Origin of the sequence: Providencia sp. PROV272 (assembly GCF_049901975.1) — a bacterium.
Classification (GTDB): domain Bacteria; phylum Pseudomonadota; class Gammaproteobacteria; order Enterobacterales; family Enterobacteriaceae; genus Providencia; species Providencia stuartii.
This window is the reverse complement of the sequence record NZ_CP096291.1, coordinates 3,018,794-3,033,502: the sequence shown is the minus strand read 5'-3', so window position 1 is coordinate 3,033,502 and position 14,709 is coordinate 3,018,794. Positions and strand designations below refer to the sequence as shown.

13 protein-coding genes are annotated in these 14,709 nt (G+C 41.4%); 7 read left to right on the top strand and 6 right to left on the bottom strand.

The features are described from left to right. Window positions 1-197: 197 nt before the first annotated feature. Both M1E93_RS13945 and M1E93_RS13940 read left to right on the top strand, forming a co-directional pair. Window positions 198-1,040, top strand: a complete 843-nt coding sequence (locus M1E93_RS13945) for a MurR/RpiR family transcriptional regulator (RefSeq protein WP_014657798.1) — start codon at window positions 198-200, stop codon at window positions 1,038-1,040. A 6-nt stretch (window positions 1,041-1,046) separates the two neighbouring features. Beyond that, window positions 1,047-1,826 carry a sulfite exporter TauE/SafE family protein gene (locus tag M1E93_RS13940; protein WP_104873350.1) on the top strand — a complete coding sequence of 260 codons (780 nt, stop codon included), beginning with the start codon at window positions 1,047-1,049 and terminating at the stop codon, window positions 1,824-1,826. A 12-nt stretch (window positions 1,827-1,838) separates the two neighbouring features. On the opposite strand, the gene M1E93_RS13935 is transcribed toward M1E93_RS13940, so the two are convergent. After that, window positions 1,839-2,684: a rhomboid family intramembrane serine protease gene (locus M1E93_RS13935; protein ID WP_053110316.1), complete on the bottom strand. Its 846-nt coding sequence runs from the start codon at window positions 2,682-2,684 to the stop codon at window positions 1,839-1,841. Window positions 2,685-3,022: 338 nt separating this feature from the next. On the opposite strand from M1E93_RS13935, the gene M1E93_RS13930 reads away from it, so the two are divergent. Beyond that, entirely contained in the window at window positions 3,023-3,373 is a 351-nt protein-coding gene (locus tag M1E93_RS13930) for a hypothetical protein (protein WP_004917933.1), read from the top strand. A 421-nt stretch (window positions 3,374-3,794) separates the two neighbouring features. Here M1E93_RS13930 and M1E93_RS13925 read toward each other — a convergent pair whose 3' ends face one another. The 5 genes from M1E93_RS13925 to metG all read right to left on the bottom strand — a co-directional run bounded on the left by M1E93_RS13925 (window position 3,795) and on the right by metG (window position 10,450). Then, window positions 3,795-5,492: an NAD-dependent malic enzyme gene (locus M1E93_RS13925; RefSeq protein ID WP_004917935.1), complete on the bottom strand. Its 1,698-nt coding sequence runs from the start codon at window positions 5,490-5,492 to the stop codon at window positions 3,795-3,797. Window positions 5,493-6,039: 547 nt separating this feature from the next. Beyond that, window positions 6,040-6,927 (bottom strand): cytidine deaminase, encoded by an 888-nt coding sequence (cdd, locus tag M1E93_RS13920; protein ID WP_004917936.1) that lies wholly within the window; start codon window positions 6,925-6,927, stop codon window positions 6,040-6,042. 177 nt (window positions 6,928-7,104) lie between these two features. After that, complete coding sequence (locus M1E93_RS13915; RefSeq protein WP_004917940.1) at window positions 7,105-7,800, bottom strand: CidB/LrgB family autolysis modulator; 696 nt, start codon at window positions 7,798-7,800, stop codon at window positions 7,105-7,107. Then, window positions 7,794-8,267 (bottom strand): CidA/LrgA family protein, encoded by a 474-nt coding sequence (locus M1E93_RS13910; RefSeq protein ID WP_014657800.1) that lies wholly within the window; start codon window positions 8,265-8,267, stop codon window positions 7,794-7,796. Before M1E93_RS13910 ends, M1E93_RS13915 begins: the two co-directional genes overlap by 7 nt. Window positions 8,268-8,422: 155 nt before the next feature. Then, complete coding sequence (gene metG / locus M1E93_RS13905; RefSeq protein ID WP_014657801.1) at window positions 8,423-10,450, bottom strand: methionine--tRNA ligase; 2,028 nt, start codon at window positions 10,448-10,450, stop codon at window positions 8,423-8,425. Between the two features lie 225 nt (window positions 10,451-10,675). On the opposite strand from metG, the gene apbC reads away from it, so the two are divergent. The 4 genes from apbC (at window position 10,676) to htpX (ending at window position 14,694) form a co-directional block, all read left to right on the top strand. Next, window positions 10,676-11,788: an iron-sulfur cluster carrier protein ApbC gene (apbC, locus tag M1E93_RS13900; protein ID WP_004917946.1), complete on the top strand. Its 1,113-nt coding sequence runs from the start codon at window positions 10,676-10,678 to the stop codon at window positions 11,786-11,788. Between the two features lie 206 nt (window positions 11,789-11,994). Next, complete coding sequence (locus M1E93_RS13895; RefSeq protein ID WP_140035165.1) at window positions 11,995-12,942, top strand: IS30 family transposase; 948 nt, start codon at window positions 11,995-11,997, stop codon at window positions 12,940-12,942. A 165-nt stretch (window positions 12,943-13,107) separates the two neighbouring features. Continuing rightward, window positions 13,108-13,668 (top strand): LemA family protein, encoded by a 561-nt coding sequence (locus tag M1E93_RS13890; RefSeq protein WP_004917948.1) that lies wholly within the window; start codon window positions 13,108-13,110, stop codon window positions 13,666-13,668. A gap of 69 nt (window positions 13,669-13,737) precedes the next feature. After that, on the top strand, window positions 13,738-14,694 hold the full coding sequence (htpX, locus tag M1E93_RS13885) for a zinc metalloprotease HtpX (RefSeq protein ID WP_014657802.1): 957 nt from the start codon (window positions 13,738-13,740) through the stop codon (window positions 14,692-14,694). Window positions 14,695-14,709 lie beyond the last annotated feature (15 nt).

The window sequence follows — 14,709 nt, the reverse complement described above, 5'->3', positions numbered from 1 at the left end:
TCCTGTCAATCGATTTAAGGGAGGGTTCTGTCGATAGTGCAAAAATGCGAATTGGCGGCTAATAAGAAAAATCTAGCCTAGTTGATGTAGATCAATTTTCTATCTATCACTTGCGGCAGTAGGTACATGATTGTCGATTTTATTGTCAGTATGATAATAGCTCCCAACTACCCTACAAAGAATAAGAAGGAATGGGTATGTCAACATTGACATCAAAATTGGAAAGCTTATTGAATAGAGGTAAAGGAACTGAACAGCGTCTTGCCCGTTTTTTGCTAGATAGTCGTGATAATTTTGTTGCAATGAATGTGGCGGAGTTGGCTCAAGCTGCGGGAGTGAGCAGCGCATCTGTCATTCGTTTTACTCGCCAAATGGGGTATCGCGGATATTCTGATTTTAAAGTGGACTACTTATCGGATGAAAAACAATATAAAGCTGAAAGCCTCAGCGGTAGCTTGAACCCTTATGATGATACAGAGCAAATTATCGCTAAATCGGGGCAAATGTTTATTACAGCCATTGAAAAATCGCTGGAATTACTTGATCCCAACACCATGGATGAGATTGCGCAAAAAATAGTTGAAGCGAAACGTATTGTTTTATTTGGGGTTGGTACTTCTGCGATTGTGGCTTATGACATCTTCTATAAATTAATCCGTGTAAACAAGTATGCACTATTTAGCCCTGACTTACATGTACAGCTAAGTTATTCGTCTAATGTAGATGCCGATGATCTGGTTATCGCGATCACGGCAAAAGGGAATACGCCAGACATTAACCATATGTTAAAGTTAGCAAATAAAAAAGGGTGTAGCACCATCGTATTAACCCGCTTTGGGCAAGATGAAGCCGTGCGTTTGGCGGATTTAGTCCTTCCCTATTTCTATGATGAACAGCTCTTTCAGACTGGCGTGATCACACCACAAGTTTTGCAAATGGTCGTTTTTGATACGCTGTTTTTTAAATATTTAACACTCACCAATGAAGATGTCGTGCTTGCATTACAGAAGGAACGAGAAGCCATAATACAATTAGGATGAGGCAGAATGATTTTTACTGAGTTAGTTATCGGTGCATTGATTGGTTTGGTTATTAGTACAACGGGGGTCGGGGGCGGAGTTATTGTTTTGCCAATATTGACCTATTTTTTTGGTCTTAATGCGCTGGCTGCTGTGGCGACGGCTAATTTTCTTTCGATGTTGATGAAAGTGTCATCGTCATATATGCATTTTCGTTTAGGGAATATTCCCCTTAAAGGGGCATTAATTGTGCTTGCTATCATGCTACCTAGCACATTTCTATCAAGCCTCCTTGTTACTTGGTTGGGGAGTCTGCCTGAATATACCCAACAAGTTGAGCGGGGGATCAATCTACTTGTTGCTGCCGCTATTATTTTTTCGCTGTACTTATTTATTCACCGTATGTTTTTTGCCACACCGATACAAAAAACTACCCTGAAACAACATCAAATTGGGGGAATGTTTTTTCCTGCTGTGATAGCTGGGGTCGTGCTTGGTGCGACGGGGGTTGGAGGTGGGGTGGTGGTTTTACCCATGCTATTACGTTATATGCAATTAAACATTAAGCAAGCGATTGGAACTTCTATTGTGGTGACTACTGTCTTATCCGGCTCTTCTGCATGCGCTTATGCGCAAGATGGACACACCGATTTAACATTGGCGTTAACCTTATGTATTGGTGCATTACTGATTATGCCACTCGCAAAATATTTGCTGCTCAAACTATCAGAGCGTACCTTTCAATATCTGACATTGCTGCTGATCTTATGCAGTGCCATTATGATGACACTTAAGGTGATAAACTGACCCTTCTCAAGATTATTGGTTGGCATCAGCAAGCTCTGTATAGACTTCCTGATAAATAAACTCTCGCTCCTCTAGTAAGTGCTTATTTGTAGAAAATGAATAGAGGTAGATCATCATCGTAAGCAAACTTGCTGCAATGACCGTAATACAGAGATTAGCAACACGTAACTTATGGGGAACAAGTATATAAGCGATGCTGATTAAGGCGCCGATGATAGCACCACCAATATGTGCTGCATTATCAACGCCGGACTGCAATCCATTAATTAACGTTAATGCAATCATGGCAATCAGATTATAGAGTTGGTATTTTTGTCTACGCTGTATTACGGGATGAGGATTGGGTTTATTGATAACCACTTTGATTAAATATATCACTGAGGCTGCTGCAATTCCCATAATCGCGCCAGAAGCCCCAACACCGATAGTAATGTATACAGTACTATCAGTCCAAAGGTCGCTATTTGATATTTCGTAATATTGCCAATATGCACTAAATAAGGCCGCGCCGATGCCTGAGATAATATAAATAGCTAATAATTTGAATTTGCCGTAGGCACGTTCACAGCCGATACCTATCACAAACAATGCTAAGCAATTGAAAGCAAGGTGCATGCCATTAGAATGTAGCATCATACTGATTGGATAGCGCCACCAATCACCCGTTAATGAAAGCTGATAAATATTCGCTCCAAACAAAATAAGATTACTTTCACGAGAATCAAGGGGGGATGCAAAGATGATTTGATAGAAATAGACAGCAATATTCAGTAAGACTAGAGTCAGAGTCAGCGCTATCGCGCCCAAAGAGAAGCGAGCTTTTGATTTTATTGAGAAAGGATTTTGCTGCTCTGCCATATTATTACTCTACAAGACGACCACTATAGTTGAAATATTATAATATAGTAATATATTTTCGTTAATTTTAATATAATTGAATGAGGATTGACGTTATCCAAAGCATAATGTGCTGTTCTCAGTGCTTTTAGTTATGACCTGCGTTAGGAAATAAAATTATTCCATATTAAGAGTATTACCTTTTAAGTATATTCCTAATGTTGAAATAAAAGTGATCATTTCGGCAATTTTAACATAATAGTATTTCACTTAATCCAAATTTTTTATTACCATGCGTGGTTGCTTTTTAATGTTTATCAAAAAATAAATAATTATCTTTTTAAGATAGGGAGATATCGATGTCTTACGAAAACAAAAGTGTTCCAAATGAAATCAAACGCTGGAATTGGGGGGCATTTATTTTTAATATCTATTGGGGTATTGGTAATAAATCTTATTTGCCATTACTCACATTAATTCCTTTATTGAATATAGTCTGGATATTTGTTTGTGGTATTAAAGGCAATGAATGGGCTTGGAAAAATGGCGATTATGACTCTGTTGAAACCTTTATGAAGGTACAAGAGACATGGAACAGAGCTGGGTTATTTTGTTTCATTATAAGCATTGTTGTCACATTTATTATGTTCTTCTTCTTGTCTTCAATAATCGCAATATTTGGAGCAGCATCAATGCAAGGGCACTATTAATAGCGAATATGTCAGCAAACGCTGATAATACATCAAGATTATATAATATGTTCGCTTATTTTCAGTCTAATCATGATTGAAAAAGAGAAAGCTGAAAAAGGCCGTTAAGGTGCTATCAGATTAAAACCCCATGTTATTATCCTCATGGGGTTTTGTTTTTGAATAAGTCAGTTTAAGTGACCACAATTAGGCAGTTTTCATTAGCTATTGGCATAAAAGATATGCAGTGGCAGTTGAGTAAGTTCAAAATCGATAGCAGTCTTCATTTTCGGTATGAAATGGCCTTGATAAGAGGATTCATTGAGAGGCTGGTTTTCAATTGATATAGATGAAAAAAGTTTTTTAGACTCTAATTGATTAAAGCCCTAACCAAAAGGTTAGGGCTTTGCCTGTAATATAAGGGTAACGTCCTTAATTACAACTAAAAAGAAGTACGTTTATAAGTACGATACTCTGGTTTCCAGAAGTTACGTTCAATGGCTTCATCCAATGCATTATCAGACGTTACGGTTGCAACACCTTGCACCTGTGCCTCTTTGGCGACTTGTTTTGCAATAATACGTGAAACTTGTTGGATATCAGATAGAAGTGGTAATAGTGGGCCTTCCCCTTCTTTAGCAAGTGGTGAACATTCGGCTAATGCACGGCTTGCTGCCATTAACATTGTTTCAGTGACACGTTTTGCACCTGAAGCAATTACACCTAAACCAATACCAGGGAAGATATAGGAGTTATTGCATTGAGCGATAGGATAGACTTTATCCTTGTAATTTACAGGTGAGAACGGGCTACCTGTTGCCACCAGTGCTTTACCATCGGTCCAGTTAATAATATCTTCTGGGCGAGCCTCAACCCGTGATGTTGGGTTAGATAATGGCATGACAATTGGGCGTTCACAGTGTTTATGCATCTCTTTGATGATCTCTTCTGTGAATAGGCCTGCTTGACCTGAAACCCCAATTAGAATAGTAGGTTTTGCATTACGTACAACATCCAGTAAAGAGATTGAATCACTGTTTACATCCCAATCACTTAGGTTGTTGCTGCTTTGCGTTAGCTTACTTTGGAAATCGAGGAGGTTAGGCAGTTTATCGGTTAATAAACCAAAACGGTCGACCATGTAAATGCGTGAACGCGCTTGTTCATCGCTTAACCCTTCTGATTTCATTTGTGCGATGATTTGCTCTGCAATTCCGCAACCAGCAGAGCCAGCGCCTAAGAAGGCGACACGTTGATCACTGAGTTTACTCCCCGCAGCATGGCTAGCGGCAATCAAACTACCTAAAGTGACAGCAGCAGTGCCTTGAATATCATCGTTAAAGCAGCACAACTCATCACGGTAACGGTTGAGTAATGGCATCGCATTTTTTTGCGCAAAATCTTCAAATTGCAGCAGTACATTAGGCCAACGACGTTTTACCGCTTGAATAAACTCATCGATAAATTGGTCATATTCTTCGCCTGTAATACGTGGGTGACGCCATCCCATATACAATGGGTCATTTAAACGTTGTGGATTATTAGTGCCGACATCAATAACAATCGGCAGGGTATAGGCTGGGCTTATACCACCACAAGCGGTGTACAGTGAAAGCTTACCGATTGGGATCCCCATACCGCCGATACCTTGGTCACCCAAACCTAAAATACGTTCGCCATCAGTGACAACGATCACTTTAACATTTTGTTTGGTCGCATTTTGTAGCATATCATCAATATATTCACGGTTTGGATAAGAGATGAATAAGCCACGAGCACGGCGGTAAATATCAGAGAAATGCTCACATGCTTCACCGACTGTTGGCGTATAAATGATGGGCATCACTTCAGTCAAATGAGCATCAATCAGGCGGTAAAACAGGGTTTCGTTGGTATCTTGGATATTTCTTAGGTAGATATGTTTGTCGATATCGGTTTTGAAATCGATTAACTGGCGATAAGCACGCTCAACTTGTTCTTCAATAGTTTCTACCTGTTCAGGTAGGAGACCATATAGGTTAAAGCTAGCACGTTCTTCTTCGCTAAAAGCACTACCTTTATTTAGCAAAGGAAATTCAAGCAGGATAGGGCCTGCATAGGGAATGTACAGAGGGCGTTTTGTTTCGTATTCATGTTCCATGAAAAATCACTCTTTGGACGATTAAAAAACAACAGTCGATGTAGATCCTAAGGTAAACAGAAAATATGTACAGTGATTATTGATACAAAGAGTTAAAATATTTGTTAAATAGCATTATCTATATGATAAATAATATAATCGATTTTTTCACCATGGAAAGAAATTGCACTGGAATGGTCTTTTTAGCCCTTACTTTTTGTCAAATGGAAGGGATGGCCTATCTATCTCGATTGTAGGGAAGCAAAGTGTAGGTTAAGTAAGATGTTTTCAATTAGAGCAATGTGTTAAATATACATAAGAAAAATTATAGAGTTAACCTTTTCTAAGCGATAAATATTATTCTTTATCTTACGAATTTTTTATTTTAATCGCAGCGAGCTTTGTGAGTATTAATATTTTTGATAAGAATGGTTTTATAGAAATATTAAAAGATCGTATAAATCAATTGATAATCTTTAAGTCGAATTGGGCAGTACACTAAAAAGTAGAGAAGGGCTATATAACAAATTGCCGCCATACTCTCTGGCGGCAATCAGCGATAAAACGATTAATTAAGATAAATTAACTCTTTTTGTTGGCAGCCTAGTGCCTGCAATGTATTTTCAGTGATACACCACTGTTTAACGATAGCATCTTGTTTTTCAACAAGTACCGCTTGCTCAATAGCGTGTAGGTCTTTACCTGCCATGTTTACCATAATCAACGCGGCTTGTAGAGGAGGTAAGCTTGGGTTAAATGCTGCGTTTTCAGCATAGCGACCCGTGAATAATGAGCCATCTTTTAGCTGTAGCGCAATGCCTGAGTGAGATTGGCTATAAGGGGCATGAGACTGGTTTGCCGCTTCGATAGCAGCACATAACAAGCGATTACGGCTTGGTGTGCTATAGCCGTGATCAACACTATCCATTAACAGCGTTGTGATTGCTAAATCAGCTGGTCCAAACGAATCGGGTAAATAGTCATGTAATGTTGCAGGCTGGCGCTCAGGTAAACGGATTGCGATTTTACCGCCACCGCGTAATTCATTCATAAACTGGCGGCAGTGGCCACAAGGTGTGTGGTTTACGGTGATGGAAGTGAGCTGTTTTTCACCTTTCATCCATGCATGGGTGACGGCACACTGTTCCGCATGGATGGTTTGTGCGATAGCGACATGGCTAAATTCCATGTTAGCACCGAAATAGAGGTTGCCACTGATGCCTTGAGCAATCGCACCGACATTAAAGTGGGAAATTGGTGTGACAGCGTAAGCGGCTGCGAAGGGCAATAATAAAAATGCCAATTCACTATCACTATAACCACAATCAGCTTTAAGCTGATTAACTTGTTCAGCACTCAGCATCCCTTGAAAGTCTGGCGTATCAATAATGGGTTTGAGTGCGGTTTGCAACTTTTCTGGAAGTTGAGACCAAGCGGACTTAAATCTTGAATGCATGAGATACCTCCCTAATCACTTATTTACATTCTATGTAATAAATCATTAAACCATATGTGATCAATGTCACTTTTCAAATGAAATAAATGAAACTCATCTTATAATTGAGAGATGTATCTCAAATTTTTGACGAAGTAAAAAACAAAAGAGGCAAATAAGCCTCTATTGGTTTTGAGTCTAGCCGAAAAGATGAAGAATAACAGGGAAGACAAAGGGGGCGAGCAGTGAGGTAATCACCCCACAGGTCATTAAGGCTAAAGAGCTATATGCGCCTTCAATATAGTTGATTTCAGCACATCGAGCTGTACCGAGCGCATGAGAAGCGGTTCCCATTGCTAGCCCTCGTGAGGCGTGAGTGCGAATGCGCAATGCATCAAATAAGGCGTGACCAAACATGGCTCCTAGTATCCCGACAAAAATAACACAGGCAGCGCTAATAGCAGGGATCCCACCAATGGAATCAGCAACCGCCATGGCAATCGGCGTTGTGACGGATTTCGGTAAGACAGAGGCGGCGATATCCGGTGTTGCGCCGAGCCATAAAGCAATTGCAGTACCTGTAAACATAGCAACTAGGCTACCTGCTAAACAGATACTCAATAATGACTTCCATTGCGCTCGAATTTGGTGCATCTGCTCGTATAGAGGGAAAGCTAATGCAACAACAGCAGGTTGCAATAAGTCATTTAAGATCTTACTTCCCGCAAAATAGTGCTCATAAGGCGTATTGGTAAAAATCAGTAATGGAACAATGATGGCGATTGCGACTAACAATGGATTCAATAAAGGCAGTTTTAATTTTACTGACAATTTTCTCGCAATATAAAACACAATAATTGTTAGTGGTAACGACCACCAGATATGTTCTAGCATTTGTCATTCCCCTTATTTTGTTCAGTATCGCTAGTCACGCTGATAGTGTCTTCAGGCGGGAGGGGAACTTCATCAGGTTTAACCCCAACAATTTGGCGCTCTTTATGGATATAGTGGGAGCTAAAAGCCACCACGACCATGACGATTAGCGTGCTAATAAAACAAGAAACGAGAATAGGAACCAGTTGCTGACTTAATTGACCATAATAATTCATGATGCCGATACCTATTGGTACAAACAGCAAGGTCATATTTTTGAGAAGAATGGAACAACCAGGTTGCGCCCAGTGGGCTGGGATAATTTGCAGAGCTAGCAACATAAACAGTATTAGCATACCGATGATGCTACCGGGAACAGTAAATGGAAGCAGTGTTGATAACAGGTTCCCAACGATCAGACAGAGATAAAGCAGCGCAAAAGCGCGCAAATACTGCCATCCGGTTATCAGCACATATTTTAATGACATGAGACTCGTCCTATTATGCTAAGTGTATTCATCATACAATTAACTTTATAATTGTGCTATAGATCACAGTTAAAACTGCATAAAAAAAGCGGAGAATTCATCATTCCCCGCTTTTCGCTTAATAATTAACTCTTTCCCGTTTGGGAACCGTTATTTTATTTTACTTGCATACCCGGTTGAGCACCGCTGTCTGGGCTTAGCAGGTAAATATCTTTACCACCAGGGCCTGCGGCCATTACCATACCTTCAGACAGACCAAAACGCATTTTACGTGGTGCCAAGTTTGCCACCATCACGGTCAGTCGACCTTCTAATACTTTTGGATCAGGGTACGCACTGCGAATACCAGAGAACACTTGGCGAGTTTCACCGCCAATATCCAATTGCAGTTTTAATAGCTTGTCAGAGCCTTCAACAAAGTCGGCTTGTTTGATAAGCGCGATGCGTAGATCGATCTTGGCAAAGTCATCAAAGGTAATCGTCTCTTGGATTGGATCATCGGCCAGTGGACCTGTTAACACCTTAGCTGGCTTAATGCTCTCTTTAGAGGCTTCCACCATAGCTTCGACTTTCGCCATTTCAATACGCGTAAATAGCGCCTTAAATGGCGCAACATCGTGGTGAGTTAACGGCGTGGTGATAGAATCCCATGTAAGCTCGATATTGAGGAAAGCTTCTGCACGTTTTGCCAGCCCCGGTAAAATAGGTTTCAAGTAAGTCATCAAGACACGGAATAAATTGATGCCCATTGAACAGATATCTTGAAGCTCTTGATCTTTACCTTCTTGTTTAGCGACAACCCAAGGGGCTTTTTCGTCGACATAACGGTTAGCTAGATCGGCGAGAGCCATTATTTCGCGCACCGCTTTACCATATTCACGACTTGTATAGGCGTCACCAATAATTTGTGCCGCGTCAATAAATTGTTGATAGAGCGCTGGGTCTGCGATGTTATCGGACAATTTCCCGCCAAAGCGTTTTGCAATAAAGCCCGCATTACGTGATGCTAGGTTAACCACTTTATTGACGATATCGCTGTTAACGCGTTGAACAAAGTCTTCTAAGTTCAAGTCGATATCATCAATACGCGATGAAAGTTTCGCGGCATAGTAGTAGCGTAGGCAGTCGGCATCTAGGTGATCCAGATAAGAACGCGCTGTGATAAAGGTACCACGAGACTTAGACATTTTGGCGCCGTTAACGGTCACATAGCCATGAACAAATAGGTTAGTTGGCTTACGATAACCACTGCCTTCAAGCATTGCAGGCCAGAATAAGCTGTGGAAATACACAATATCTTTACCGATAAAATGGTAGAGGTCGGTCTTTGAATCTTTATTCCAAAATTCGTCAAAATTGATATTGCCACGTTTGTCACACAGGTTTTTAAATGACCCCATATAACCAATTGGCGCGTCTAGCCACACATAGAAGTATTTACCCGGTGCATCTGGAATTTCAAAACCAAAATAAGGCGCATCACGGGTAATATCCCACTGCTGTAAGCCTGATTCGAACCACTCTTGCATTTTGTTGGCGACTTGCTCTTGCAGGGCACCTGAACGAGTCCACGCTTGTAGCATGTCACTAAATGCAGGCAGGTCGAAGAAGAAGTGCTCAGTATCACGCATCTCTGGTGTCGCACCAGAAACTACGGAACGTGGGTTAATCAGCTCTGTCGGGCTATAGGTCGCACCACAAACCTCACAGTTATCGCCATATTGATCTTCTGCTTTACAGGTTGGGCAAGTACCTTTTACAAAGCGATCGGGTAAGAACATGCCTTTTTCAGGATCGTAAAGCTGTGAAATAGTGCGATTTTTGATAAAACCGTTGTTTTTAAGCTTCTTATAAATGAGCTCGGATAACTGTTTGTTTTCTTCACTGTGTGTTGAGTGATAGTTATCGTAGCTAATCGCAAAACCAGCAAAATCGTCCTGATGCTCTTTGTTCACTGCTGCAATCATATCTTCAGGAGAAACACCTAATTGCTGAGCCTTCAGCATGATTGGTGTGCCGTGCGCATCGTCCGCACAGATAAAGTGAACTTCTTTGCCGCGCATTCGCTGATAACGGACCCAAATATCAGCCTGAATATGTTCCAGAATATGACCGAGATGGATTGAACCGTTAGCATAGGGTAACGCACAGGTTACCAGTAGTTTATTCGCGACTTGAGACATAGTAACTTTCTTACTTCCATTATTGAAAAGGGACTTTGATGTTAACCGATCAATTGTTTCGCGGCTAGGGTAATAAAATATTAATCCGTAATTTATGTGAAAAAGGAATTTTTTACTCTTAGTGGCTTTTCGTTAGTAAGGCGGTCACTATTTTGATGGTTCTCTGTTATGATAAATAGCAGTGAAAGAACGATAGTGTTAAAAATATAAAATAAAGGAGCCGGGATGAACGATAAATCCCCCGAGCAGAACAATCCAGAACTGCTGACTGAAAAAGTCTCCACCGTTTTGGCTTCATTTACACACCCAACACTGAAGCGTAATCTGATTTCTATCAAAGCATTACATCACTGTGCAATGTTGGATAATGTGTTGCATGTTGAACTAGTTATGCCATTCGTATGGAAGGGGCCTTTTCAGACTCTGATCAGCGAAAAAACGGCGGAACTGAAACAAGCGACTGGCGCTCATGCGGTTGAGTGGAAATTGCGTCACGATATTACCACGTTAAAACGGGCAAATGATTTGCCGGGTATTAACGGTGTTCGTAACATTTTGGCCGTCAGTTCCGGTAAAGGTGGGGTCGGTAAATCCAGTACCTCTGTCAACTTAGCGTTGGCACTTGCCCAAGAAGGGGCGAAAGTCGGTATTCTTGATGCGGATATCTATGGCCCATCGATCCCAAATATGTTGGGAACCACCATGGAGCGACCAACTTCACCAGATGGTCAGCACATGGCTCCGATTATGGCCTACGGTCTTGCGACAAACTCTATTGGATACTTAGTCACCGATGATAATGCAATGGTGTGGCGCGGGCCAATGGCAAGTAAGGCGCTAATGCAGATGCTACAAGATACCTTATGGCCTGATTTAGATTATTTGGTTATCGATATGCCACCGGGAACGGGGGATATCCAATTGACACTGTCACAAAACATTCCTGTTACAGGTGCGGTTGTTGTCACTACGCCGCAAGATATTGCGCTGGTGGACGCAATGAAAGGGATTGTGATGTTCAAAAAAGTCAATGTACCCGTTCTTGGTATCGTCGAAAATATGAGTGCACATATCTGTAGCAATTGTGGTCATGTGGAACCTATTTTTGGCACAGGCGGCGCAGAGAGACTCGCTGAGAAATATAACACGCAATTGTTAGGGCAAATTCCTTTACATATTTCTCTACGTGAAGATTTGGATCGTGGTCAACCTACTGTGATGCGTGATCCTGAAGGGGAATTTGCGGATATCTACCGTGAAATTGCCTCAAATATCTCTTCATTGATGTATTGGGAAGGGGAAAAAATCCCGACCGAGATCTCATTCCGAGCAGTTTAATATCGGTCTCTATTTGAAGGGGTTATTTCAGTTTTCTGGGATAGCCCCTTATATTTCAATCTACTAACCATACGCCTTATCGACCAATCCCTTTCCAACTTTCGCGAATTCAGATAATAAGTGCAACGCTCGGTCATGTTAGATGGAAGGACGGTTAGCTACTGATAAGCTATCCTGCTCTTCCGACCAAAGATGAGCGAGTAAGTATGAAGTATCAGCAACTAACCGAAGGACAACGATACCAGATATCGATACTGCGTGAGGATAATTTATCCTGCCATGAGATAGGTATCCGTATCGGTGTAAGCAAGTCCACGGTCTCCCGTGAACTGAGGCGTAACACTTCAGATACTGGTTATAACCCACAACAGGCACACCAGAAGTGCTGTGATAGGCGGCTGTCATCTGCCAAAAGGACAATTCCTCAGCAGACCATAGATTTCGTGATATTTGCTCTGGAGTGGAAGTGGAGTCCTGAGCAAATAAGTGCAATTGGCAGCATTATTGGTCTTAGCGTCAGCCATGAATGGATTTACCAGTATATCTATGCGGATAAGCGTAGCGGTGGCGAGTTGTACAGGCATCTTAGGCAGGGCAAACGGCGATATCGTAAGGGCTACGGGCAGAAACGAGGGCGCATCCCTGATGCGGTATCCATTGAGCTACGGCCGTCAGTCGTCGATGACCGTAGCCGTCTGGGGGACTGGGAGGCCGATTTGGTGCAGGGTAAACAGGGCACTGGTGCTATCGTGACACTGGCAGAACGCAAAAGCCGTATTTACCTGACAAAAAAGGTGTTTTCAAAGGATGCGGTGGAAGTCAGTAAGGCCATTATCTCACTGCTGAGTGAGTATCAGGATGTATGTCACACAATAACGTTCGATAACGGTCTAGAGTTTAGTGAGCACAAGGCGATAGCAGAAGCACTGAACGCAGATACGTACTTTGCCCATCCGTATGCCTCGCATGAGCGTGGGCTGAACGAGAATACGAATGGGTTGTTAAGACAGTTTATCCCGAAAGGAACAGACCTGCGGACAGTGACAGAAGAAGACTTACAACGCTATCAGGGAGCGTTGAACAGCAGGCCACGCAAGTGTCTGGGGTTCAGACAACCTTCGGTGGTGTTTGCGGAGCTAAGAAAGGCGGCTTAGCGTTGCACTTCGGACTTGAATCCGCCTTTTCTTATTTGTTATTTGCGTATTTCTCTATTTCATTATGATAGCGTAGAATGTTTACTATCTGTTTTTTATTAATGCTTACTCGTTAGGGCTTTGATATTGCATTTTTTTCCTATGGCGGATGCCTAAAAGGTGATTATGAAATTTTTAATTTTGATTGTCGTATTAGTATTGATTGTTATCTACTTTTATAACCGAATTGTGGCAATGCGTGAGGCTGTTATATCGAGTGAAACTGAGATTTCGGTACAATTAGACCGCCGTGGAAAAGTATTTGATAGTTTACTAGCAACGGTCAAAAAATATTTAAGCCATGAGTCAGAAGTTTTCAGTAAAATTACTGAATTAAGAACTCAGGCGAAAACAGCAACAGGGGCTCAGGCGAAAGAAGCGGAAGATGCCTTGTCTAAAATGGTCTCTAGTGGTGCGATTAATGTTGCAGTAGAAGCGTATCCTGAGCTGAAATCTGATGCCATCATGGCTAATTTGCAAGAGGAGATCGTCTCCTCTGAAAATAAACTGTCATTTGCCAAACGCGGTTATAACCGAGCATTGGAAGCGTATAAAGCCTATATTGCCTCAATGCCAGCCGTTTTTATCGTTAACCTCATTCCGAGTTTAAAAATTGATAAAGATTATTGGCGTCTTGATGAAGAAGCCATAAAAAGTGAAGAGTCCCGCCGTATTAACTTTGATTAACGATAACAAATCCATTGTATTTATCAGGGAGCCTTATGCTCCCTGAAAAGTTAGGCAGGGTATAATGTTATGGATTTTAGAAACGTCATACGCAAAAACAATATCCGTACACGATTAGTCGTGGTGAGTTATATCTTCATTATGCTGATTGTTGGATTATTAGTGGATACAGCGACACATCCTGACGAGTGGGGTGGTTTTTTTGAAAATATGCTGGCATTTGCGACCTTTAAACGCTTTCCCGTTGCTACATTAATTATTTTAGGACTTACTTTTTTAGGATTAATTTATATTCATTTTCGCGGACACAAAATGATGTTAGCGGGTATGAATGCTAAAGAGATTACTGCGGAAAATGCCAGTACCGCGGAAGAAAAGCAGCTTTATAATATATTAGAAGAGCTAAGTTTAAGTGCGACTTTACGTTATGTGCCGCGTTTGTATATTTTAGATAGCGACGAGCCAAATGCTTTTGCTGCGGGTTGGAGTGCTAAAAATGCGTTGGTTGGTGTTACGCGTGGTTTATTACAAACGCTCAATCGCCATGAAATTCAGGCGGTGATGGCACATGAAGTTGGCCATATTATTCACGGCGATTCTAAATTGACACTGTATGTTGGTATCTTGGCGAATGTGATTTTGACCATCACAAACATAGTTAGCCAAATTTTTATTCGTACGGCAGGACGTAGCCGAAATAGTGCATCCAATAAAGCACAGGTGGTTTTATTAGCGCTTAATTTTATTCTGCCGTGGATAACGCAAATTCTCTATTTTTATCTTTCACGAACGCGCGAATATATGGCAGATGCGGCAGCCGTTGATTTAACAACCGATAACCAAGCAATGATCAGCGCCTTACGAAAAATCTCCGGTCAGCATGAGAAAACAGACTATGATCATTCGAGTATTGGAGATGCTTATCGTAGTGCGGCCTATATTTTTAATAAGGGGGATTCCGTGTTTTCGACCCATCCTTCGATTGAAAATCGTATTGCTGCCTTAGAAGGGCGTAAAACGTTTTAATTGTGCCTGCTGTAG

Excerpts from the sequence above, each read along its gene's own strand:
- apbC (WP_004917946.1), top strand. The coding sequence starts at position 10,676 with ATGAACGATAAATCCCCCGAGCAGAACAATCCAGAACTGCTGACTGAA.
- cdd (WP_004917936.1), bottom strand. The coding sequence starts at position 6,927 with ATGCATTCAAGATTTAAGTCCGCTTGGTCTCAACTTCCAGAAAAGTTG.
- M1E93_RS13915 (WP_004917940.1), bottom strand. The coding sequence starts at position 7,800 with ATGCTAGAACATATCTGGTGGTCGTTACCACTAACAATTATTGTGTTT.
- metG (WP_014657801.1), bottom strand. The coding sequence starts at position 10,450 with ATGTCTCAAGTCGCGAATAAACTACTGGTAACCTGTGCGTTACCCTAT.
- htpX (WP_014657802.1), top strand. The coding sequence starts at position 13,738 with ATGGATTTTAGAAACGTCATACGCAAAAACAATATCCGTACACGATTA.
- M1E93_RS13945 (WP_014657798.1), top strand. The coding sequence starts at position 198 with ATGTCAACATTGACATCAAAATTGGAAAGCTTATTGAATAGAGGTAAA.
- M1E93_RS13935 (WP_053110316.1), bottom strand. The coding sequence starts at position 2,684 with ATGGCAGAGCAGCAAAATCCTTTCTCAATAAAATCAAAAGCTCGCTTC.
- M1E93_RS13925 (WP_004917935.1), bottom strand. The coding sequence starts at position 5,492 with ATGGAACATGAATACGAAACAAAACGCCCTCTGTACATTCCCTATGCA.
- M1E93_RS13930 (WP_004917933.1), top strand. The coding sequence starts at position 3,023 with ATGTCTTACGAAAACAAAAGTGTTCCAAATGAAATCAAACGCTGGAAT.
- M1E93_RS13940 (WP_104873350.1), top strand. The coding sequence starts at position 1,047 with ATGATTTTTACTGAGTTAGTTATCGGTGCATTGATTGGTTTGGTTATT.
- M1E93_RS13910 (WP_014657800.1), bottom strand. The coding sequence starts at position 8,267 with ATGTCATTAAAATATGTGCTGATAACCGGATGGCAGTATTTGCGCGCT.
- M1E93_RS13895 (WP_140035165.1), top strand. The coding sequence starts at position 11,995 with ATGAAGTATCAGCAACTAACCGAAGGACAACGATACCAGATATCGATA.
- M1E93_RS13890 (WP_004917948.1), top strand. The coding sequence starts at position 13,108 with ATGAAATTTTTAATTTTGATTGTCGTATTAGTATTGATTGTTATCTAC.